This window comes from Mesorhizobium sp. U510 (genome assembly GCF_059180695.1).
Window position 1 is genome coordinate 3,801,225 of the sequence record NZ_CP180532.1, and the last position, 21,158, is coordinate 3,822,382.

Consider the following 21,158-nt stretch of genomic DNA (forward strand, 5'->3'; position numbering starts at 1 on the left):
CGAAGGCATGTTAGAGCGTTCATCGCCATCTGGCGGCGCTCCAAGGGAACGGTTGTGGGCAGGGACAATGAACGAACTGAAGCCGGTGCAGAGCGAATTCGTCAATGTCGAGGTGGCCAGTTCAGAGGGCGGCAACCCGGATCGCTTCGTCAACCGTGAGTTTTCCTGGCTGCAATTCAATCGTCGCGTTCTCGAGGAATTGCTGAACACCCACCATCCGCTGCTGGAGCGCGTTCGCTTCCTGTCGATTTCGGCGGCCAATCTCGACGAGTTCTTCATGGTGCGCGTCGCCGGCCTCGCCGGCCAGGTGCGCGAAGGCATCACGCTGAAAAGCCCCGACGGCCGCACCCCCGAACAGCAGCTCGAACAGCTGCTGCGCGAGGTCGAGCGGCTGCAGGAAGATCAGCAGAAGAGCCTTTCGGCGCTCACCGTGCTGCTCAACAAGGAAGGCATCGAGAGCATTACGCGCGATGCGCTGACCAAGGACGAGAAGGTCTGGCTGGAAGAGCATTTCCAGGACCAGGTGTTTCCGGTGCTGACCCCGCTGTCGATCGACCCGGCGCATCCGTTCCCGTTCATTCCCAATCTCGGCTTCTCGATGGCGCTGCAGCTGCGCCACCGCAAGAATGGCGAGGAGATGAGCGCGCTTCTGCGCCTGCCGGTGGCGCTGAAGCGCTTCATCCGGCTTCCCGATCGCAAGCACCATGTTCGCTTCATCCCGCTGGAGGAGGCGGTCGGTCTCTATATCGGTAAGCTGTTCCCCGGCTACGAGGTCAAGGGCTCCGGCACATTCCGTATCATCCGCGACAGCGATATCGAGGTCGAGGAAGAGTCGGAAGATCTGGTGCGCCTGTTCGAGACGGCGCTTAAGCGGCGGCGCCGTGGCTCGGTGATCCGCATCGAGTTCGACAGGCTGATGCCTGGGGAATTGCGCGATTTCGTGGCCGGCGAGCTCGGCGTCTCGTCGAGCCGCATCAGCGTCTTGACCGGTCCGCTGGCGCTCAGCCAGATCTCCGAGATCGTCGCTGTTCCCCGCGACGACCTGAAATTCACGCCCTACAATCCCCGCTTTCCCGAACGCATCCGCGAGCATGGCGGTGACTGCTTTGCCGCTATCCGCGAGAAGGACATCATCGTCCACCACCCCTACGAATCCTTCGACGTCGTCGTGCAGTTCCTGCGCCAGGCCATGGCCGATCCCGAAGTGGTGGCGATCAAGCAGACCCTTTACCGAACCTCCAACGACAGCCCGATCGTGCGCGCGCTGGTCGACGCGGCCGAAGCCGGCAAGTCGGTGACCGCGTTGGTCGAGCTAAAGGCGCGCTTCGACGAGGAAGCCAACATCCGCTGGGCGCGCGACCTCGAGCGCGCAGGCGTGCAGGTCGTGTTCGGATTCCTCGAATTGAAGACCCACGCGAAAATGTCGCTGGTGGTGCGGCGCGAGGACGGCAAGCTGCGCAACTACGTGCATCTGGGCACCGGCAACTACCATCCGGTCACCGCGCGTATCTACACCGACCTGTCCTTTTTCACCACCGATCCGACGATCGCCCGCGACGTTGCCCAGCTGTTCAATTTCATCACCGGCTATGCCGAGCCGACCGCCGAAATGCGGCTAGCTATCTCGCCATTCACGCTGCGCAACCGCATCCTGCACCACATTTCCGACGAAGTCGCCCATGCGCTGGAGGGAAAGCCGGCGCGCATCTGGATGAAGATGAACGCGCTGGTCGACCCGATCATCATCGACGCGCTCTATGATGCCAGCCGCGCCGGGGTTGAGATCGACCTCGTCGTGCGCGGCATATGCTGCCTGCGGCCGCAGGTGCCGGGCCTGTCGGAAAACATCAGGGTCAAGTCGATCGTCGGCCGCTTCCTCGAACACAGCCGCATCTATTGTTTTGGCAATGGCTATGGCCTGCCCTCAGACGAGGCGATCGTCTATATCTCCTCCGCCGACCTGATGCCGCGCAATCTCGACCGTCGCGTCGAGACCATGGTGCCGATCACCAATCCAACTGTGCATGAACAGGTTTTGGGCCAGATCATGCTGGGCAATATCATGGACAATCAGCAAAGTTTCGACGTATTGGCTGATGGAACCTCCCGGCGCGTGGTGCTTGAGGAGGGCGAGGAACCGTTCAACGCGCAGGAATATTTCATGACCAATCCGAGCCTGTCGGGACGGGGTGACGCGCTGAAGTCGCACGCGCCCAAGCGCATTGCGCAGTTCAAGCGCCGCAAGAAGAACGCTGCAGCGTCCACCTGATGCTGTCTGATTCCCAGGGCCGGCTGCAGGACCGCCGACCGCTATCCATCATCGACATCGGGTCGAATTCGATCCGCCTCGTCGTCTATGAGGGGCTGGCGCGCTCGCCGACCATGCTGTTCAACGAAAAGATGCTCGCCGGTCTTGGCCGTGGCATCGTTTCGACCGGAAAACTCGACCCCGAGGCGGTGACCCGCTCGATGGAAGAGTTCCGCCGCTTTCGCGCGCTGTCCGATCAGGCGGGCGCCGAGCATATGTATGTCTTGGCCACGGCAGCCGCGCGCGAGGCGATCAACGGTCCCGATTTCATCCATCGCGCCGAAGAGGTCCTCAAGACCGAGATCCGCGTGATCAGCGGCCGCCAGGAAGCCTACTATTCGGCGCTCGGCGTCATCTCCGGCTTCCACCCGGCCAATGGCATCGCCGGCGATCTGGGCGGCGGCAGTCTCGAACTGGTCGACGTCAATGGCGAGGCGATCGGCGACGGCATAACGCTGCCGCTCGGCGGCCTGCGCCTGCAGGACATGGCGAAGAACTCGCTTGCCCAGGCACAGAAGATCGCGCGCGACGAACTGGCGCGCGCGAAGCTGTTGAAAGGCGGGCAGGGCCGGCCCTTCTACGCCGTCGGCGGCACCTGGCGAAACCTCGCCCGCCTGCACATGGAGATGACCAACTACCCGCTTGGCGTCATGCACCACTACGAGATGTCGGCCGACAGCGCGACGAATTTTCTCAAGCAGGTGGCCAAGGCCGAGATCGAGAAGGTCAAGGGGATCGAGGGCGTCTCGAAGAACCGCCGCTCGCTGCTGCCCTATGGCGCCATCGTGCTGCAGGAGATCATGGCGGCGATGCAGCCGTCGAAGATCATCGTCTCGGCGCTCGGCGTGCGCGAAGGCTTCCTCTATTCGCTGCTCGACGAGGCCGAGCAGAAGGCCGATCCGTTGATCTCGGCGTCCGAGGAACTCGCCCGTTTGCGCTCGCGCTCGTTCACCCATGCGCATGAATTGGTCGACTGGACGGCCAAATCCTTCGCGGCCTTCGGCATCGACGAGACCGAGGACGAGGCGCGCTACCGCCACGCTGCCGCATTGCTGGCCGACATCGGCTGGCGCGCGCACCCGGAATATCGGGGCAGGCAATCGCTCAACATCATAGCGCACGCCTCTTTCTTCGGCGTCGACCATCCCGGCCGGGCCTTCCTGGCTTTGGCCAACGCCTATCGTCACGACGGCATCTTCAACGAATCCATCGCACCTGAAATCAAGGCGCTGGCTACGCCGCGCTATCTCGAGCGGGCTCGCGTGCTGGCGGCGATGATGCGGGTGGTCTACCTGCTGACGGCCTCGATGCCCGGCATCATGCCTAGGCTGAAATGGGAGCAGCGCGCCAACGGCGTGCTGGCGCTGGTGTTGCCGGCATCGCTCTCCGATCTCTATGGCGAGCGGCCGGCCGGCCGCCTGGCGCAGTTGGCTCGGATCACCAACCGCAGGCTCGTGCTGGCGGTGGAGGGTGGACCGAGCGTGTCCGTCAAATAGGGCGTTCTTGCTGACTGAGGCTCAGGTTACGTCAGCACCGATAGCGAAACCGCGCCCGTCCGCCGACCAGGCGCCGGCGCCGGCCATGGCCAGCGCCAGGAAGCCGCCTGATATCGCAATGTCCTTCATCAGCATCTGCTGGTGCAGGAAGGCGAGCATCGCATCGCCGGCCCCTTGGCCGTGATGGCCGATGAAGCCGGCAACGACGCAGAAGGCCGCCAAAAGCAGCGCCACGATCCGGGTCTGAAACCCGATGAGGATCAGCAAGCCGGCGATCAGCTCGAACAGGCCCGTGCCCCAGGCGGCGAGCGTCGGCAGCGGCAGGCCGAGGCCGGCAAAATAATCGGATGTGCCGGCAATGTTGGCGAGCGCCTGGAAGCCGGATGGTACGAACAGCACGGCAAACAGCAGTCGCGAAACCAGAAGCAATGCATCGCGGGTCATGACCACCTCCCTTGCCGGCGCCCTCTGGGCTCGAGCCGGCTGCCCGAAGTCTACGCCTGTGAGGCCTCCGCCGAAACCGGACCGGCTATTCCAGACAACGAAAAAGCGGCGCGGAAAATTCCGCGCCGCTTTGTCGAGGCTTGGGAGGGAAGGTTCAGCCGCGCTTGGCGTCGATCGAATAGGCGCCCGCGCCCGATGAGGCCAGTAGCAGGAAGCCGCCGGTGATGGCGAGGTTCTTGAGGAACTGGATCATCTGCATCTGGTCGGCCCAGGCGGTATGGGCGACCAGCCCGGTGGCGACGGTGAAGATCGCGAGCACCCAGGCAGCGACACGGGTCTGGAAACCGACGAGGATGGCGAGGCCGCCGAGCAGTTCAATCAGGCCAACGACCACAGCCGTTGCGGTCGGAGCGGGCAGGCCGAGGCCGCCAAAGTAGGCAGCGGTGCCGGAAATGGCGGTGAGCTTGCCGAAACCGGAAAGCAGGAAAATGACCGCGAGCAGGATGCGGCCAAGCAGGATGGTGACAGAGCTGTTGGACGCGGTGCCGGCGCCTGCGGCGGAAGTGTTGATGGACATGGTGTCTCTCCGAATGGGTTGAATGACCCTGAGATAGACGATGCCGACTGTTCACCAAAGCCGCTGATGCGGCGACACATTGTTCACAGGTTATCCGTTTCCGTGAACGGCGAAAAAGCGCGAAATTCGTATCGGGTGATGCGGGGGCGGGAGTAAATTCTCCCGCCGAAAAGCACCTTACCCCGGATGCGTCATGTCCTCCGGGCGCACCAGCCGGTCATAATCGGCCTCGCTGACCAGCCCCGTGGCCAGCGCTTCCTCGCGCAGCGTGGTGCCGTTCTTATGCGCCGTCTTGGCGATCTTGGCGGCGTTGTCGTAGCCGATGGTAGGCGCCAGCGCCGTCACCAGCATCAGCGAGCGGTTCAGTGATTCACGTATATTGTCCTCCCGCGCGACGATGCCGACGACGCAATTGTCGGTGAAGGAGACCGATGCATCGGCAAGCAACTGCACCGACTGCAGGAAATTGTAGGCCATCAGCGGATTGTAGACATTGAGCTCGAAATGGCCCTGGCTGCCGGCGAAGGTCAGCGCCGCATTGTTGCCGAACACCTGTACGCAGACCTGCGTCATCGCCTCGCACTGGGTCGGATTGACCTTGCCCGGCATGATCGAGGAGCCGGGTTCGTTTTCCGGCAGCGACAATTCGCCGAGGCCCGAGCGCGGGCCTGAACCGAGGAAGCGGATGTCGTTGGCGATCTTGAAGAGTGCTGCCGCCGCCGCGTTGATGGCGCCGTGCGAGAACACCATGGAATCATGTGCCGCGAGCGCCTCGAACTTGTTCGGCGCGGTGACGAAAGCGATGCCGGTGATGGCGGCGATGCGATCGGCCACCTTTTCAGCAAAACCGACTGGCGCGTTAAGGCCGGTGCCGACGGCGGTGCCGCCTTGCGCCAGTTCCTGCAGGCCGGGCAGCGTCATTTCGATGCGCTTGATCGAGGAGGCGACCTGCGCCGCATAGCCGGAAAATTCCTGGCCCAGCGTCAGCGGCGTGGCATCCTGCGTATGGGTGCGGCCGATCTTGATGATGTGATTGAAGGCCCGGGCCTTGGCGTCCAGCGCCTTGTGCAGATGATGCAGCGCCGGGATGAGATGATGGACGACCTGCTCTGCGCAGGCGATATGCATGGCCGTCGGATAGGTGTCGTTCGACGACTGGCTCATATTGACGTGGTCGTTTGGGTGCACCGGCTTCTTCGAGCCCATCGCCCCGCCCAGCATCTCGACCGCCCGGTTGGAGATCACCTCATTGGCGTTCATGTTGGACTGCGTGCCCGAGCCGGTCTGCCAGACCACCAGCGGGAAATGATCATTGAGCTTGCCGTCGATCACTTCCTGGGCGGCGTCGACGATCGCCTTGCCGACGACCGGATCGAGCCGCTTCATCTCCATGTTCACTTCGGCCGCGGCGCGCTTGACCACTCCCAGCGCACGCACGATCGAAGCCGGCTGCTTTTCCCAGCCGATCTTGAAATTACCCAGGGAACGCTGCGCCTGGGCGCCCCAATAACGGTCGGCGGCAACCTCGATGGGGCCGAACGTATCGGTTTCGGTTCTGGTCTTTGCAGCGGTCACGGGTCTCTCCTTGTCGAAGTCGGCAACGGCGTATCGCGTTGCACAAATGGCTTCAAGCGGAGATTGCGCGCGAGACGGATGCAAATCGGTTGAAGGAACGCCTCCGCCTTCTCCCCTAAGGAAAGAGTGCGGAGGCGCGCGTCGGCTTGCCGAGGTGAATGTCCTGAACGACCAATCAGGCCAGCGCATGATGCCGAAAAGTGTGAAGCGGTTTTCGGATGGCATCCGCCTCTATCTCTTTGAGTTAGAGGCAGATTCAGATTTCAGGTCAATTCGACCTGAAATCATCCTGCTCTAGCGGCGGACCAACAACGTCGATGCCATTCTTTGCGCAGAGCTGCACCAGTGCCGCGATGAGTTCCGGCGTCGGTTCCATTTGCGGCGGCAACTCCGGCTGTTTGGCGGGGCGGCCCGCCTGACGCAGAAGCGTTTCGAAATCCGCACCGCGTGTGATGGTCAGGGTGTTCGCCCCTTCGCGCGACTCAACCCGGTAGGTGTGCGGCAGGCCTTTCGGTGCAATGACGGTTTCGCCGGCGTCCGCGATGCGTTCGCGGCCGTCGATCTGAAAGCGCAATCTTCCGTCCAGGATGTAAAACACTTCGTCTTCCCGACGATGCACATGCAGCGGCGGAGAGTCGCCGTAAGGCATGCGATGCTCGACGACGCAGATGCCGTCTTCTCCTGCGGTCGATGAGACGTGGATCGCGACAAGCGTGTTGTTGAACCAGAGGAGTTCCTTGCCTGTGATGGTCCCGGGGGTCATTGTCATGGCTGTCTGATCCTTCTGTTGCCTGTGCCGACTGGGCTGTGCCGACGACGACCTAACCAAAGACATGCCGGCAACGGAAATCGAATGATCGTATGGGGCGAATTGATCTGATGAATTTGAACGCGCTCGACCTCAATCTCGTCAAGGTGTTCGACGCACTCCTGCGGGAAAGAAGCGTCACGCGTGCCGGCGAGCAGATCGGCCTCAGCCAGCCAGCCGTCAGCGCTGCGCTCAATCGCTTGCGGTATATCCTCAACGACCAGTTGTTCGTGCGACGCGGCAATGAAATGATGCCGACGCCGCGCGCCGAGAGCCTTGCGGAGCCGTTGCGCGCGGCACTTCGCGAAATCGAACGTGTCTTCCAGTCGTCAAGAAACTTCGAACCGGCGGAACTCGACCGAACCTTCACGCTCATGGGGGCAGACTTCTTCTCCATGCTGCTGATGCCGTTTCTGGCGGCACGCATCGCTGTGATAGCGCCTCGCGTGTCGTTCCGCTTTCTGGACAGTGCTCGCGGCGACGTTTCGCGGCTGCTTCAGGACGATGAAATCGACGCAGCGCTCGAGCGTCCGCTGGAGGTCTCCGACTGGGTCTCAAGCACGCCCCTGTTCCATTCACCATTCGCTGTCATCGCCGCGGACGACAACGCTGCGATCAGGCAGGCGGGGATCGCGGAAGGCGAGCCTCTGCCGATCGAGCTTTTCTGCGAGTTGCCGCACGTCCTTCGCTCTATCGATGGCTCGATGTCGGGCTCCACCGACGAGGCGCTTCGCAAGATCGGGCGAACGCGTCGTGTAAGCCTGGCACTGCCGCACTTTCAGGCTGTCGCATTGGCAGTGGCAAACGGAAACTACCTCGCCGCGGTTCCTAGGCAGTTCGCGGTTTGGGCCGCGAAGACTTTGCCCCTCGTCATCTTTGAACCGCCACTTCCCATTTCTGTTCCTGAAGTCAGGATGTACTGGCACGCGCGCCACGACGACGAGCCGCCTCATCGCTGGGTTCGCAACCAGATCCTGGAGGCGATAGGGGCTCTTGGATTTCTGGAAAGCGTCGCCACTGAAATTGTCGGCGCCTAGCGGCCGGGTAGCTCACCCCGCCGTGTACCCGCCGTCGATCGCGAAAATGCCACCGCTCGTCCAGGCCGCCTCGTCGCTGGCGAGATAAACCGCCATGCCGGCGAGGTCGTCCGGGCGGCCGATGCGGCCCAGCGGATAGCTGCGTTCTCCGGCTCCCGATGCTCGGATGGGACAAGTACGGCCAGCTGGCAGACCAGGGCAGGTCTACGCGCCGACGGTCGCAGGCTGGTGCATGGCCAGGCGCGCGGCGACGAAATCCTTGACCTGGCGGATCGCCTGTTCGCGCGAGACGCTGCCTGGTTCCAGGCCGAGCCGCAGCCAAAGCCCGTCGATCAGCGCGGTGACGCCAAGCGCGATTTCGTCGGCTTCGCCGGGCAAGGCAAGGCCGTGCAGGCCGGACAACAAGTTCGAACGCATACGCGCGTGCAGCACCTTCTGGATACGCGCCAGCTTCTCGTCGCGCGGCACCTCGGCGCACAGCGAAAGCCAGGCATGGCAAAGAGGCGGCAGGAACAGATGTTCCTCGAAATTGCCGTCGATCACCGCATCGAGCCGCTCCATCGGCGTGCGCGCCTGGCGAAGCCGGGCGACCACGGCGTCGCGTAGCACGGCGTTGGCCTCCCGCATCGCATGCTCGAACAATTCCTGCTTGTTGCGGAAATAGTGCAGCACGATGCCCTTGGAGGCGCCGGCATGGGCGGCCACCTTTTCCAGGGTAGCACCCGCAATGCCTTCGCGCTCCAGCACCGCGAAGGCGGCCTGCCGCAACTCCTTGCGGCGTATGTCGCTGAGACGCTTGAGTTTCACGGCTTCCATCCAGGCATTGCGAATCCACGTTGACATTTTCGTCCGTGCAGATCAAGAATTGACCGGCGGGACAATAAAAAGACCAATTGGTCAAAATCACTGATGACGAGGAGAATCTAAATGGTCCGCATGCTTGCAAATGGCGTCTGTATTGCAGCCCTGACGCTGGGTGTTCATGCGGCTCAGGCAGCCGAGGCCGAGCAGTGCAGGGCGGTCCGCATGGCCGAACCGGGCTGGAACGATCTTGCCTTCACCACCGGCGTCGCCAACGTCCTGCTCGATGCGCTCGGCTACCAGCCGCAAAGCTCGGTGCTTGGCATCAACGTCATCTACGAAGGCATGAAGAACAACGATCTGGACCTGTTCCTCGGCTATTGGGACCCGGCCATGGTCACCTACTACGAGCCCTACAAGAAGGATGGCTCGGTCGAGAATGTCCGCGTCAATCTCGAGGGCGCAAAATACACCTTCGCCGTTCCGACCTATGTCTGGGATGCCGGCGTCAAGGACTTCGCCGACCTGCACAAATTCGCCGACAAGTTCGGCAAGAAGATGTACGGCATCGAGCCCGGTTCCAACCAGTTGATGATGGACGCCATCGCCGATCCATCGCTCGGTCTCGACGGCTGGCACGTGGTCGAGTTGAGCGAGGCCGGCATGCTTTCCGAGGTCGGCTATGAGATCAAGGAAAAGCAGTTCATCGTCTTCCAGGGCTGGGCCCCGCATCCGATGAACACTATGTATGATTTCAAATATCTGACCGGCGGCGACAAGTTCTTCGGCCCGAATTTCGGCGCCGCGACGGTCACGACCCAGGTGCGCAAGGGCTATCTGCAGCAATGCCCCAATGTCGCGCAGTTCCTCAAAAACCTCGCCTTCGACATCGATTTCGAGAATGTCGGCATGGGTTACCTCATCAATGACGGCATGAAGCCGGAGGACGGGGCGCTGAAGGCGATCACGGCGAACAAGGGCCGCCTCGACGCCTGGCTCGCCGGCGTCACCACCTTCGACGGCAAGCCCGGCCTTGCCGCGGTCAAGGAGAAGCTCGGCCTGTGACATCGGTCACGCTGGAAGCGGCCCCGGATGCCTGGGCGGAGCAGGACGCCTGGGCCGACCGCAAGCAATTCATCAATCCAGCCGGCCTGGAGATCGCCTATGTCGAGACCTCGGGCGCCGAGCCGGCGCTGGTTCTGGTGCACGGCTTCACCGACACCAGCCGCAGCTTTTCGCTCCTGGCGCCGCATCTGGCCGGCCGCCGGCTGATCATGCCCGATCTACGCGGCCATGGCGCGTCGTCGCCGGGCAAGGGCTTCGGCATCGCCGACTTCGCCGATGACATTGCGGCCCTGATCCGGCATTTGCAACTCGATCAGCCTGTTGTCGTCGGCCATTCGTTGGGCGCCATGGTGGCCATCGCTTTGGCTGCGCGGTACAAGGAACTCATCGGCGGACTGGTGGTCATGGCCGGCACGTTGAAGCCCGATTTCGCATCGGATCATCCACTGGTCGCGGGTGTGCAGGCCCTGCGCGACCCGATATCGCCGACCGACCCGTTCTATGACTGGTGGCATGCCTGCCGGCCCGGCGTGCCCCAGGCGTTTCTCGCCGGCCTGGCGAAAGACGCATCGGCCATGCCCGCGGCGCGCTGGCGCGCCATCCTGGAGGAGATTTGCCGCGCCGACCTGACGAGTGCGGCGCAGGGAGTGCGAACCCCAACGCTGATAATCGCCGGCGGGTGCGACCCGCTGTTCGGTGAGGCGCACCAGCAGGCGCTGTCGCGTTGCTTGGCTGGGGCACGCCTCTTGCGTGCCGAGGCATGTGGCCACAACCCGCATTGGGAGGACCCGGCCTTTGTCGCTCGGGCCATCATCGAGGCATTCGAAGCCTAGAGCAGTTCACCGTTTCGCGGAAACGGCGGACTGCTCTAAATCTTCGTTTTGACGCAATTCCGGACGGAAAACCGTTCACACTTTTCCTGGAATTGCTCTAACGCCCGACCAGGGATCGCGACGTGGGCGACAGCCGCAAGGTCTCGATTGGTTTGGCCAGATCAAGATGAGCGGTTTGCCAGAAGGCCTGCCATGCCGGCGCGGCGGCGAGGGCGGCTTCCTGGCTTGCATGCGCCTCGGTGCCGTCGAACCGGGCGATGGAAAGGAAGACGTTTTCGCTGGCCCGCACCGGCAGCCGCGGAAAACTGTTTTGAGCATGTTCCATGACAAAGGCGGCGAGCAGGCGTACGCCGTGCGCCTTCATCATGGGTGCCGCCTCCACCGCGAAGCGACTGGCGAATCCGGTCTCTGCTTCCGATCGCAAATGATGAATCCGGATGACAACAATACCGCCCAAACGGTTCTCATTGCTGGAGTTTTCCTGCTCGGCAGAAGCCGGCCGCTGAAGCCCTGACAGGTCGAAGCCTGCGCCCGGCCATGCCGGCTTCAGCAACAGCACATCGTCGGAATCGATCATCGTCGCATTGGCCGCGTCGCGGTGCGCTGTCCAGACCGGGCCGTCGTAGAAGGCGGCCAGCGCCTCCTTGCGGACATCCATGCTGTCGAAGCCGCGCAGCCAGACGAACATGTCCGGACGGTCCAGATCGCGGAACTGGCCGATGACAGTCATTCCAGTCGCCTCCTGGCTCTCGATGAACTGCCGGTCGAAGAGGGCAATCAGGGTTTCACGCTGCCCGGGGTTCAAGGTGTACTGCCTCAACTCGACGACGGGTGAGGCAAGCATTGGGGCCTGTGGAGCGGCGTTCAGGGGCAGGTTCATCGGCAGTCTCCAAAAACAGGGTGATCATCCTGTTTATAAACAAACCGGTTGTCCTGTTTTGTCAACTTGCTATTGTCGCGCAATGTCAGCAGAGATGACCAATCGACCAGGCCCAAGGCCACGATACCGCATCAACGACCCCGAGGGCATGCGCAGGAAAGTGCTCGATGTTGCCGAGGCCGCGTTTCAGGCGCGCGGCTATCACGCGTCCAGCCTCGGCGACCTCATGACGGCGGCTGGGGTCAGCGGCGGCGCGCTGCATCATCACTTCCCGACCAAGAAGGCGCTGGCGATGGCGGTGATCGAAGAGCGCGTGGCGGCAGCGGTCGAGGCGACATGGATCGCGCCGGTAAAGACGGCGGCTTCGGCGCGCGAAGGGGTGCAGGCCGTGTTCGAGGCTGTCGCGGCGGAACTGGACCAGCAGGGTTTCGTGCGCGGCTGCCCACTCAACAATCTGGCGCATGAACTGTCGCTCGCCGATCCGGATTTCCGCGCTGCCCTTGCCGGCATCTTCGCGGCCTGGCGCCAGGCGATCGCCGACAAGATCAAAGCCGACCAGCAGCAGGGCAGGGAGCAAGGCATCGATCCCCAGCATTTTGCGGCACTTGCCGTCGCCAGCTATTCCGGCGCCATGTCAATGGCCAAGACGGCGCAGGACGCAGGCCCATTGCGCGACTGTCTGGCGGCACTCGGCCAAGCCTGAGCAGCAGCTACGCGCGCTTGACGATGGCGTTCGAGGGCGGGCCAACCGACCCGCGCTCGAAGATCGATGTTGGCAGAATGAGCCTTTCCGCAGGGCGCGGATCTCCCTTCAACCGCCGGATGAGCAATTCCGCGACACTCTTGCCAAGCGCGTAGACGGGCTGGTCGATGACGGTAATGGGTGGCGTTGTCACGCTCGTCCAGTCCGCATCATGGAAGGTGATCAGCGAAATGTCCTCGGGAACCCGCAAGCCGCGTTGGCGGATCACCTTGAATATCTCCAGCGCTATGACGCTGTCGGATGCAAGGATTGCCGTCGGCCGATCTGGCGCGGTCAGCACCGCGTCGGCCACCCTGCGCGTTTCGGCGGGGCTTGTTGCACCAAGCCGAACATAGCGTTCTGGCCGATCGATCCCGGCATCCCGGCACACTGTGAGGAACCCGTCGATGCGCTCGCGAACCGACGAGGTGTAGATCTGTCCGAGATCGCGGTACTCATGCCCTTTGGCGTCGACCGCGGTCACATAGGCGATGTTGCGGTGTCCGGCATCCACAAGAATGCGGGTCGCCCGCATGGCGATGCCGCGATCGTCGACCGTGACTGTATCGACGTCCAGATCGGGCAGCGCCCTGTCAAGCAAGGCAAGCGGCCGGCCTGAACGATGGATGTCGCGCAAGTGCGAGATGTCACGCGATTCCGATGGCGTGACGATCAGCCCGTCGACGCGCTTGCCGATCAACAGCCGCACGGCTGCCTTCTCAACGTCGATTCTCTCGCCGGAATTGGCCAGAATGACGTTGAACCCGGCTGCCCTTGCCGCATCGCTGATGCCGCGCACCGCGAGGCTGAAGAACGGGTTCTCGATGTCGCCGACAACCACCCCGATGATGCCCGACCGGCCGGTCGTCATGCTGCGAGCCAACTCGTTCGGACGGTAGTCCAGCGCCTTGGCCGCGGCCATGACGTCCGCGCGGATCGTATCGCTGACGACGCCGTATCCGCCGAGCACGCGCGCGGCTGTCGCTTTTGATACGTTTGCCGCCCGGGCGACATCGCTCACCGTTATCGACGGGGTCTTGGGCGCGGTTCTTTTCATCGGATGAACGACTACAAGAGTTGTTGACGGAAGGTCAATCTGGCGATAACGATTATCAAAGAGACCGGTCTCAATCAATAAGAGACCGGTCTCTTTGAAGAAAATTGCGAGCCGGTAGGCGTAACGGGACATCCTGCACATGCAGCGGTCGCGGTGGCGGGCGATGTCAAGCGCGGGCTCGACATAAATACCAACAAGAACAGACCTTCAGAGTGGAGAGAAGACATGAGCAGGACAGGAATTCTTAAGTCGTTGATGTCACCGATCCGGATCGGTGTGGTGGCTCTTTTGGCCATGGGCATCGGCGCCGGATTGGCTTCGGGAGCCGCCGCGGATGACAATCCCTATGGTCTTATTGATGCGAAAGTCATTTCCGTTGGGACGATGGGCGATGCCAAACCCTACGCTTTCACCCAGGCGGATGGCACGTTCACCGGCTTCGACATCGAATTGTTCCGCAACGTCGCCAGCCGCCTTGGATTCAAGCCGGACCAGGTGATCTTCACCGGTCAGGAATTCTCGGCGCTGATGCCTTCGGTTGCGAACGGACGCTTCGACGTCGCGGTCGCGGCGATCGGCACGACGGAAGCGCGCAAGAAGACCGTCGATTTTTCCGACGGGTATCTTGCGGGCTATCTCTCTGTGCTTACCTCGGACAAGGCGATCACGTCGGCCGACGGGCTCAAGGGCAAGCGCCTCGGCGTCGTGCAGGGGACGCTCCAGGAAATCTACGCGGCGAAGAACTTTGTCGGAACCGACCTTGTCAAATTCCCCGACAACAACTCCGCCGTTTCAGCACTCAACAATGGAACTGTCGACGCGCATTTCCTCGATTATGAGGCCGCCAAGCAGTATGGCGAGCGCTATCCCGGCCTGAAGATCGCAATCAACATCCCGTCCTTCGATGCCCCGGCCGGCTTCGTGGTGCGCAAGGGCAATGACAAGTTCCGTGGCGCCTTGAACACCGCCCTTCACGCGGCCATGCAGGACGGAACCTGGAAGACGCTCTACGAGAAGTGGTTCCCCGGTTCGCCGATGCCTGACCAGTATCTCCCCAAGAAGTAACCGCACCCGGCCGCCGGCACAAAAGTCGGCGGCCGGACCTTACGCTTCCGCGCTTGATGGCGGACGATGCGGACAGCGCAACCGAAAGGCGGGCGAATGGACTGGCTTGAAAACTTGCGGCGCAGTTTCCTCGACTGGCAGGCCATGGCGGACGTGCTGCCCAGCATGATCACCATCGGATTGAAGAACACCTTGATCCTTGCGGCCGCGTCCACGGTGCTGGGTGTCATTCTTGGCATGATCCTGGCAGTCATGGGCATCTCGCAATCGCGTTGGCTGCGCATTCCCGCCCGGGTCTACACGGATATTTTCCGTGGCCTTCCGGCGATCGTCACGATTCTGCTGATAGGCCAGGGCTTTGCCCGCATCGGCCGTGAAATCTTTGGCCCTTCGCCCTATCCGCTTGGCATTCTCGCCCTCAGCCTGATCGCCGGCGCCTATATCGGCGAAATCTTCCGCTCGGGCATCCAGAGCGTCGAGCGCGGGCAGATGGAGGCCTGCCGGGCGCTCAGCATGAGCTACGGCCAAGGCATGCGCCTGATCGTGATACCGCAAGGCATCCGCCGCGTCTTGCCGGCCCTGGTCAACCAGTTCATCGGCAACGTCAAGGATTCGAGCCTTGTCTACTTTCTCGGTCTGCTCGCGTCGGAGCGCGAGATTTTCCGCGTCGGTCAGGACCAGGCGGTGGTCACCGGAAACCTCTCTCCATTGCTTCTGGCCGGTGTTTTCTATCTCGTCATCACCGTGCCGCTGACCCATGTGGTCAATTACATCGACAATTCGCTGCGCGTCGGAAAGCAAAAGGCCGGCCTCGTCACCAGCGGCCTCGCCGAAGTGAGCGAACTGGAGAGCGCCATCAGCCGCCCGCGCTCCGAGGCCGGCCCTGAAGGCAACGCTGCGCTTCCCCGCTTCAAGGGCGGCAGTCTCACCATCACCGGTCTCGACATGGCCTATGGCAATCTCGATGTCCTCAAGGGGGTCAGCCTGAAGGTCAAACCGGGGACGGTCACCTGTGTCATCGGCCCCTCAGGGTCGGGCAAGTCGACCCTGCTGCGCTGCCTCAATCGCCTGGTCGAACCCAAAGGCGGGGACGTGCTGCTCGACGGCGCGAGCATACTGGCAATGAAGCCTGAAAAACTGCGCCGGCGTGTCGGCATGGTTTTCCAGCATTTCAATCTGTTTCCCGATCACACGGCCTTGGAAAACGTCATGCTGTCGCTGACCAAGATCAAGGGCATTCCGGTGCAGGAGGCCGAGCGCATCGCCGAGGCGCGCCTGGCTGATGTTGGCCTTGCCGCCCGCAAACACCATCGTCCCGGCGGTCTTTCCGGCGGACAGCAGCAGCGTGTGGCAATCGCCCGTGCGCTGGCAATGGACCCGGAGGTCATCCTGTTTGACGAGGTGACGAGCGCTCTCGATCCCGAACTGGTGAAGGGCGTTCTCAACCTGATGGCGGACCTAGGCCGGCGCGGCATGACAATGGTCGTGGTGACGCATGAAATGGGCTTTGCCCGCAAAGTCGCCGATCAGGTCGCCTTCATGGATGAAGGCCGCGTCATCGAGGTCGGCACGCCTGCCGCGATCTTTGACACGCCGAAAAGTACGCGTCTGAAGCACTTCCTTGCCGAAGTGCTTTGATCGCGCATGAGCCCCGAGACGGCTCCAATCCAACCTCACCAGTGAAAGAATATCCCATGGCTACACCACGTTCGGTCTCAAAGGTCGTTGTTGTCGGGGGCGGCATTTTCGGCGTCTCCTCGGCCGTTCATCTTGCAAGGCTCGGCATCCAAACCGTCCTGGTCAATGATGGACCGCTCGCCAAGGGAGCCTCCGGCCGTTCGCTCGCCTGGCTCAATTCCGCGCGCAAGCGATCGGCTGAATATCATCGCCTGCGCATGATCGGTATCGACCGCTACCGGACGCTGTCGGCGAGATACCCGGATGCCGCCTGGCTGCGTTTCGACGGTGGCCTGACATGGGACGCGGATGACGCCTCGAACGAGATCGACGATGTCTTCGCCCATGAAAAAGACCTCGGCTATGACGCGCAACATCTGTCCGCGGACGCCATAGCCTCAGTCACGCCAGGTGTCGCAGCAAGCGCCGTCACACCTCAAGGCGCGATCTTCAATCCCGGCGAGGGCTGGGTCGACCTGCCGTCGCTGATCGAGATATTGATTGCGGAGTTCGTGGAGCGTGGCGGGCAACTGGTCACCGATGCCGGAAGCGCAGCGGTCACGGTCGTCGACGGTCGTGCCACCGGCGTCACTACGACAAGCGGCGTCAGCCTTGCTGCCGACGCGGTACTCCTGGCGACCGGCGGCGATGTGCCGCGAATGGTTGCGGACTCCCGCCAGTATATCGCCGATGGGACGCCGATCGCGCTGCTCGTCAGGACCAAGCCGGTCGACTTGCCCCTTCGGGCCGTGCTCAACACGCCGCGCGTCGCCATCCGGCCGACGCCGGACGGAGCCCTCGCGCTCGATTCCGCCTGGTCTGAAGAAGAGGTGGTGGTCAATTCGGACGGCACCTATAGCGTAAAGGCTTCGACCATTCAGGGGCTTCTCAACGAAGCCTCGAATGTTATCGAGGGACATCCGAAGTTGGAATTGCAAAGCTACGGTGTCGGACCCAAGCCGATCCCCGGAGACGGCGAGCCGGTCTTTGGCCAGTTGAAGGATATCCAGGGATATTATGTTGCCTTCAGCCACAGCGGCGCAACGCTTGGCCTGATCGCGGGCGAGCTGCTTGCCGGCGAGATCGCCAGCGGCATTGAGCATCCGCTGCTTGCGAACTTCCGTCCAAGCCGCTTTTGATCAGACCAGTCCAAAGGCTTCTTGCACGCCATGGACCTCTACTCGGCCAGCGGCTTGATCGTCTCGTAGCCGTTGACCGATTCCGCGCTGGTGCCTTCATCATAGCGCCGGGCAAGGGACGCCTGCAGATCGGGCGCATAGAGCGCGGTGAACGTATCGAGCGTCTCGCCGGCTCCGTTCTTGAAGGTCTCCTTGACAGCCAGAACGTTGTATATGCAGCCGCCCAGGCCGAAGGTTTCCTTGCCCTTGACGACCAGCGTCAGCGTCTTGGCGGCCTTCGGCTGCCTGTCCGGCGACAGCTCGACGAACTCGATCGTGCTCTTGGTTCCCGCCTTCAGCGGATCGCACGTCGGAAAACGGGATCATTGCCAGCCGGCCGGTGTCGCTGTCGCGAAAAACCTCGATCAGGCCAGCGAACAGGAACTGCTTTTGCGGTGACTGCGACTCATAGGTGTTGGCGACGGAGATCATCCCGCCGGCGACGGGCCGAAACTCGCTTTGAATGCCTGGCCGTGCCAGGATGAACCCGTTTTTCGCGGACTTCGCATCGACACATGGACCGGCAACGTAACACCTGCCGGCAGCAAAACCGCCAATGCCATGCCGATAAGCGCGCTCTTCATGGCTTTCCCCGTTTCTTGCGAATACAAGCGCAGGTAGAAGTGGCAGACGTTCATAGCGATGTCGATGGTCAAGGCAGCCGCGATATTGCCGAAACTGGACGGACGGACGTCGCTTGTGCTGAAATTCCGCCGATGATGAATCACCGGTCGCCAAAATTGCTTTCACGTCGCAGCTTTCTGATGCAGGCTGCGGGTCTTGCCGCGGCCGGCGCGCTTTCACGCCCGGCGTTCGGCCAGACCGGGCAGCGCATCCAGCCCATCGACGCCACCTTCCTGTTCATCGCCGATGTCCATGCCTGCCGCATGGCAAGCGGCCTCAGCCCCAACTGCCAGCAGGAGGGCAAGACCGACGTCGCGCTGCTGCGCAATGTCGCGGCGCTGAACGCCATCAATGACAAGCACTGGCCGGCCGAGATCAACGGCGTCGCCACCGGCTTGCGTTCGGCCGGCAACCGGATCGGCATGCCGCTCGGTCTTGTCGTCGGCGGCGACATCACCGACGATGGCGGTGGCCAGATCACCCAGCCGAGCGAGGGCACGCAACTGCTTCAGTTCAGCCAGCGCTATAGCCAAGGCGTTGGCCCGGATCGCGTCCACATGCCGGTCTATGTCGGGCTCGGCAACCATGATCTCGACCAGAACGGTCCGCCGCACCATGTCGACTGGTACCGGCGTGAATTGCGCGACTATGTCGAGGTCAACCACCGCCCCGGCGTGTTCTTCAAGCCACCGGTGCCGGCCACCAGCTACGATGTCGACACTGACTGCTATTCATGGGACTGGGGCGGCCTGCACCTCGTCCAGACGCATCGTTTCACCGGCGACACCGGTCACGGCGCCGACTCGAGCCTGCCTTGGCTCAAGCAGGATCTGGCGACCTATGCGTCGGATGGCCGCCCCGTCATCCTGTTCCAGCACTACGGCTGGGACACGTTTTCGACGGAGCGATGGGATCCCGCCAAGCGCACCTACGACGATAAGGGCGCCGGTACGCCGCACTGGTGGGGCGAGGCCGACAGACAGGCGCTGCTGGCGGTGCTGAAGGGCTACAATGTCGTCGGCATTTTCCACGGCCACCAGCATGACACACCGCTGATCTACCGCCGTGACGGGCTCGACCTGTTCAAGCCGAAGGCCGCTTATATGGGAGGGTTCGCCGTGGCCCGGGTGACCAGCGATGGCATGGACGTGGCGCTGGGCGAGGCGACCGACGACCAAGGCGGGGTCAACTTCACCAACGCCTTCAGCAAGGGCTGGAGCACGTGAAAAAGGCGGCCCTTGGCGGCCGCCTTTCCGAAAGGCCACGACATGTCTCGATGCGGGATCAGAACGCCTTCTTGACCTTGTCCTTCACGTCGCCATAGGCCTTCTGCACCTTGCCGGCGACCTTGTCGGCCATGCCCTCGGCTTGGGTCCGCCTGTTGCCGGTCGCCTTGCCGGCAGCCTGTTTGACCGAGCCCTTGACCTGCTTGGCCAGACCGGCGACCTGATCCTTGTTCACCATGTTCCGCATCTCCCGGGAGTTTGAATTCGGGGCAATTCGTCCGCCGGGAACAAACGGACCGGTGTCGGTTAAGTTCCAGGTGTGGTCGTGGAACAAGATGGCTGCGCGGACCCGCTTCCGGTGGCAAGGCTGGCAGGATAGGTTGCGCGGACGCACCGCGCGAATGGGGAGAAAAATGGCGGAATTCACGCTCTACATAGGCAACAAATGCTTCTCCTCGTGGTCGCTGCGGCCATGGGTGGCGATGAGGCATCTGGAGATCCCGTTCGAGGAAGGTTTTGTGCGGCTGCGTACGCCCGAGACCTTTGCCAATCTGGCGAAAGTGTCGCCGACCGGTCAGGTGCCAGTCCTGAATCACAAGCCGTTGCAGGGAGGACGCACGATCGTCTGGGAAACCCTTGCCATCCTTGAATATCTCGCTGACCTGTTTCCCGAGAAAAAGCTCTGGCCGACCGATATCGGCGCCCGTGCCCTGGCGCGCGCGGCGGCGACCGAGATGCATTCCGGTTTTCGCGAGGTGCGCTATGGCTGGCCGATGAATTTGCGGCGGCCGAAGGGGCACAAGCCGCTCGACGCCGAAGGGGAGGTGCAGCGGGCACGCATCGAGGCGCTGTGGCGTGAGTGCCGCGAGAAATACGGCAAGGGCGGTCCATTCCTGTTTGGCCACTTCACCGCGGCCGATGCCATGTACGCGCCGGTCGTCACCCGCTTCGACACCTATGGCGGCGAGCTCGCGCCCGACACCAGGGCCTATGTCGACGCCGTGCTGGCAATGCCGGCGATGCGGCACTGGTATGCAGAGGCGGCGGAGGAGCCATGGCCGGAGCCGGCGCCGGACGAATAGACCGAACAAAGGTCGGCAATAAGATTTCGCTCTGGAGGAGGATCGATGGCCAGCAACGAAGCACCACGTGAAGCCGCGACGACAAGGATCTTCCATTGCCGGCTGATCCCACCGCGGCCAGACTTCGCCTTCACCATGACGGACGAGGAGAGGGAGCTGATGAGCCGGCATGCCGACTATTTGCGCGCCAAGCTGTGCGAGGGCACCATGATCTTGGCTGGCCCGGTCGCCGATCCGGCCGGCCCTTGGGGCCTGCTGATCCTGCGTGCCGGCAGCGAGGCCGAGGCAAAGGCGGTGACCGATGGCGATCCAGTGGCAAGGTCAGGCCGCGGCTTCCGCTACGAGATTCTGCCGATGATCAGCACGATTATGTAGGCAACACCGCGAGCTAACGGCCCGGCCCCGGCCATAGCGCCTCGAGCATCTCAGGCACAAATAAGAACGCCCCTCGCACCGGTTATTGTGCGGGAGGCGTCCTTTTGTCAGCATCCCTGAGATTGCTCTCTGAAATTGCTGACCCAAAGAAATGCGCTGGCGTGGGATTGGTTCCAGGGTTGTGTGGTTTTTTGCGGGAGGCTGATCTTTCTGCCGTTCATCAGTTGAGGCTCTATTCGCGTGACAACCTGAAATTGAATCTGGGCTTTTGGAAAACCAGAAATTGACTCGGCGGCAAAAGCAGTCTA

At 62.5% G+C, this 21,158-nt stretch carries 23 protein-coding genes; 13 read left to right on the top strand and 10 right to left on the bottom strand.

The window, feature by feature from the left end; all coding sequences use genetic code 11:
- The first annotated feature begins 67 nt into the window (after positions 1 to 67).
- On the top strand, positions 68 to 2,269 hold the full coding sequence (locus ACLGL5_RS19880; protein WP_494372748.1) for an RNA degradosome polyphosphate kinase: 2,202 nt from the start codon (positions 68 to 70) through the stop codon (positions 2,267 to 2,269).
- Positions 2,269 to 3,804: an exopolyphosphatase gene (gene ppx, locus ACLGL5_RS19885; protein ID WP_038645997.1), complete on the top strand. Its 1,536-nt coding sequence runs from the start codon at positions 2,269 to 2,271 to the stop codon at positions 3,802 to 3,804. The genes ACLGL5_RS19880 and ppx overlap by 1 nt, the downstream gene beginning before the upstream one ends.
- A gap of 21 nt (positions 3,805 to 3,825) precedes the next feature.
- Here the strand turns inward: ppx and ACLGL5_RS19890 are convergent, their stop codons facing one another.
- The 4 genes from ACLGL5_RS19890 to ACLGL5_RS19905 all read right to left on the bottom strand — a co-directional run bounded on the left by ACLGL5_RS19890 (position 3,826) and on the right by ACLGL5_RS19905 (position 7,169).
- Positions 3,826 to 4,248 carry a DoxX family protein gene (locus tag ACLGL5_RS19890; protein WP_038646000.1) on the bottom strand — a complete coding sequence of 141 codons (423 nt, stop codon included), beginning with the start codon at positions 4,246 to 4,248 and terminating at the stop codon, positions 3,826 to 3,828.
- Positions 4,249 to 4,402: 154 nt separating this feature from the next.
- A complete protein-coding gene (locus ACLGL5_RS19895) occupies positions 4,403 to 4,825 on the bottom strand; it encodes a DoxX family protein (protein ID WP_069091853.1) in 423 nt (140 codons plus the stop codon).
- A gap of 177 nt (positions 4,826 to 5,002) precedes the next feature.
- Positions 5,003 to 6,400 (bottom strand): class II fumarate hydratase, encoded by a 1,398-nt coding sequence (gene fumC / locus ACLGL5_RS19900; protein ID WP_038646004.1) that lies wholly within the window; start codon positions 6,398 to 6,400, stop codon positions 5,003 to 5,005.
- A 268-nt stretch (positions 6,401 to 6,668) separates the two neighbouring features.
- Positions 6,669 to 7,169 (bottom strand): cupin domain-containing protein, encoded by a 501-nt coding sequence (locus ACLGL5_RS19905; RefSeq protein WP_494372749.1) that lies wholly within the window; start codon positions 7,167 to 7,169, stop codon positions 6,669 to 6,671.
- Between the two features lie 110 nt (positions 7,170 to 7,279).
- On the opposite strand from ACLGL5_RS19905, the gene ACLGL5_RS19910 reads away from it, so the two are divergent.
- Positions 7,280 to 8,245: a LysR family transcriptional regulator gene (locus tag ACLGL5_RS19910; RefSeq protein ID WP_069091855.1), complete on the top strand. Its 966-nt coding sequence runs from the start codon at positions 7,280 to 7,282 to the stop codon at positions 8,243 to 8,245.
- 12 nt (positions 8,246 to 8,257) lie between these two features.
- Here ACLGL5_RS19910 and ACLGL5_RS19915 read toward each other — a convergent pair whose 3' ends face one another.
- Together ACLGL5_RS19915 and betI are read right to left on the bottom strand one after the other, a co-directional pair.
- Positions 8,258 to 8,437 (bottom strand): SDR family oxidoreductase, encoded by a 180-nt coding sequence (locus tag ACLGL5_RS19915; protein WP_494372955.1) that lies wholly within the window; start codon positions 8,435 to 8,437, stop codon positions 8,258 to 8,260.
- Positions 8,438 to 8,449: 12 nt separating this feature from the next.
- Positions 8,450 to 9,088: a choline-binding transcriptional repressor BetI gene (gene betI, locus ACLGL5_RS19920; protein WP_020628828.1), complete on the bottom strand. Its 639-nt coding sequence runs from the start codon at positions 9,086 to 9,088 to the stop codon at positions 8,450 to 8,452.
- Positions 9,089 to 9,172: 84 nt separating this feature from the next.
- Between betI and choX the strand changes: the two genes are divergently transcribed.
- Positions 9,173 to 10,111, top strand: coding sequence for a choline ABC transporter substrate-binding protein (gene choX / locus ACLGL5_RS19925; RefSeq protein ID WP_494372750.1), 939 nt, complete (start codon positions 9,173 to 9,175; stop codon positions 10,109 to 10,111).
- Positions 10,108 to 10,944 carry an alpha/beta fold hydrolase gene (locus ACLGL5_RS19930; protein ID WP_069091856.1) on the top strand — a complete coding sequence of 279 codons (837 nt, stop codon included), beginning with the start codon at positions 10,108 to 10,110 and terminating at the stop codon, positions 10,942 to 10,944. Before choX ends, ACLGL5_RS19930 begins: the two co-directional genes overlap by 4 nt.
- 97 nt (positions 10,945 to 11,041) lie before the next feature.
- Here the strand turns inward: ACLGL5_RS19930 and ACLGL5_RS19935 are convergent, their stop codons facing one another.
- Positions 11,042 to 11,824, bottom strand: coding sequence for an NIPSNAP family protein (locus tag ACLGL5_RS19935; RefSeq protein ID WP_069091857.1), 783 nt, complete (start codon positions 11,822 to 11,824; stop codon positions 11,042 to 11,044).
- Between the two features lie 94 nt (positions 11,825 to 11,918).
- On the opposite strand from ACLGL5_RS19935, the gene ACLGL5_RS19940 reads away from it, so the two are divergent.
- Positions 11,919 to 12,527: a TetR/AcrR family transcriptional regulator gene (locus tag ACLGL5_RS19940; RefSeq protein WP_069091858.1), complete on the top strand. Its 609-nt coding sequence runs from the start codon at positions 11,919 to 11,921 to the stop codon at positions 12,525 to 12,527.
- A 7-nt stretch (positions 12,528 to 12,534) separates the two neighbouring features.
- On the opposite strand, the gene ACLGL5_RS19945 is transcribed toward ACLGL5_RS19940, so the two are convergent.
- Entirely contained in the window at positions 12,535 to 13,623 is a 1,089-nt protein-coding gene (locus ACLGL5_RS19945; protein WP_069091859.1) for a LacI family DNA-binding transcriptional regulator, read from the bottom strand.
- A 225-nt stretch (positions 13,624 to 13,848) separates the two neighbouring features.
- Here ACLGL5_RS19945 and ACLGL5_RS19950 point away from each other — a divergent pair, with 225 nt between their 5' ends.
- From ACLGL5_RS19950 to ACLGL5_RS19965, 4 genes are all read left to right on the top strand, one after another.
- The gene (locus ACLGL5_RS19950) at positions 13,849 to 14,688 is read left to right on the top strand and encodes an ABC transporter substrate-binding protein (protein ID WP_027046697.1); all 840 of its coding nucleotides are present in this window, start codon (positions 13,849 to 13,851) and stop codon (positions 14,686 to 14,688) included.
- A gap of 96 nt (positions 14,689 to 14,784) precedes the next feature.
- A complete protein-coding gene (locus tag ACLGL5_RS19955) occupies positions 14,785 to 16,326 on the top strand; it encodes an amino acid ABC transporter permease/ATP-binding protein (protein WP_027046698.1) in 1,542 nt (513 codons plus the stop codon).
- Positions 16,327 to 16,382: 56 nt separating this feature from the next.
- Positions 16,383 to 17,504, top strand: coding sequence for an NAD(P)/FAD-dependent oxidoreductase (locus ACLGL5_RS19960; protein WP_069091860.1), 1,122 nt, complete (start codon positions 16,383 to 16,385; stop codon positions 17,502 to 17,504).
- A gap of 267 nt (positions 17,505 to 17,771) precedes the next feature.
- Positions 17,772 to 17,942: a hypothetical protein gene (locus tag ACLGL5_RS19965; protein WP_245307116.1), complete on the top strand. Its 171-nt coding sequence runs from the start codon at positions 17,772 to 17,774 to the stop codon at positions 17,940 to 17,942.
- A gap of 29 nt (positions 17,943 to 17,971) precedes the next feature.
- Here the strand turns inward: ACLGL5_RS19965 and ACLGL5_RS19970 are convergent, their stop codons facing one another.
- Positions 17,972 to 18,199 (bottom strand): hypothetical protein, encoded by a 228-nt coding sequence (locus ACLGL5_RS19970; protein WP_245307117.1) that lies wholly within the window; start codon positions 18,197 to 18,199, stop codon positions 17,972 to 17,974.
- Positions 18,200 to 18,259: 60 nt separating this feature from the next.
- On the opposite strand from ACLGL5_RS19970, the gene ACLGL5_RS19975 reads away from it, so the two are divergent.
- Positions 18,260 to 19,393, top strand: a complete 1,134-nt coding sequence (locus ACLGL5_RS19975) for a metallophosphoesterase (protein ID WP_069091863.1) — start codon at positions 18,260 to 18,262, stop codon at positions 19,391 to 19,393.
- Between the two features lie 58 nt (positions 19,394 to 19,451).
- Here ACLGL5_RS19975 and ACLGL5_RS19980 read toward each other — a convergent pair whose 3' ends face one another.
- Complete coding sequence (locus ACLGL5_RS19980) at positions 19,452 to 19,640, bottom strand: CsbD family protein (RefSeq protein WP_019857418.1); 189 nt, start codon at positions 19,638 to 19,640, stop codon at positions 19,452 to 19,454.
- A gap of 166 nt (positions 19,641 to 19,806) precedes the next feature.
- Between ACLGL5_RS19980 and ACLGL5_RS19985 the strand changes: the two genes are divergently transcribed.
- Both ACLGL5_RS19985 and ACLGL5_RS19990 read left to right on the top strand, forming a co-directional pair.
- Positions 19,807 to 20,475, top strand: coding sequence for a glutathione S-transferase family protein (locus ACLGL5_RS19985; RefSeq protein ID WP_069091864.1), 669 nt, complete (start codon positions 19,807 to 19,809; stop codon positions 20,473 to 20,475).
- A gap of 45 nt (positions 20,476 to 20,520) precedes the next feature.
- Entirely contained in the window at positions 20,521 to 20,850 is a 330-nt protein-coding gene (locus ACLGL5_RS19990) for a YciI family protein (RefSeq protein WP_019857420.1), read from the top strand.
- Positions 20,851 to 21,158 lie beyond the last annotated feature (308 nt).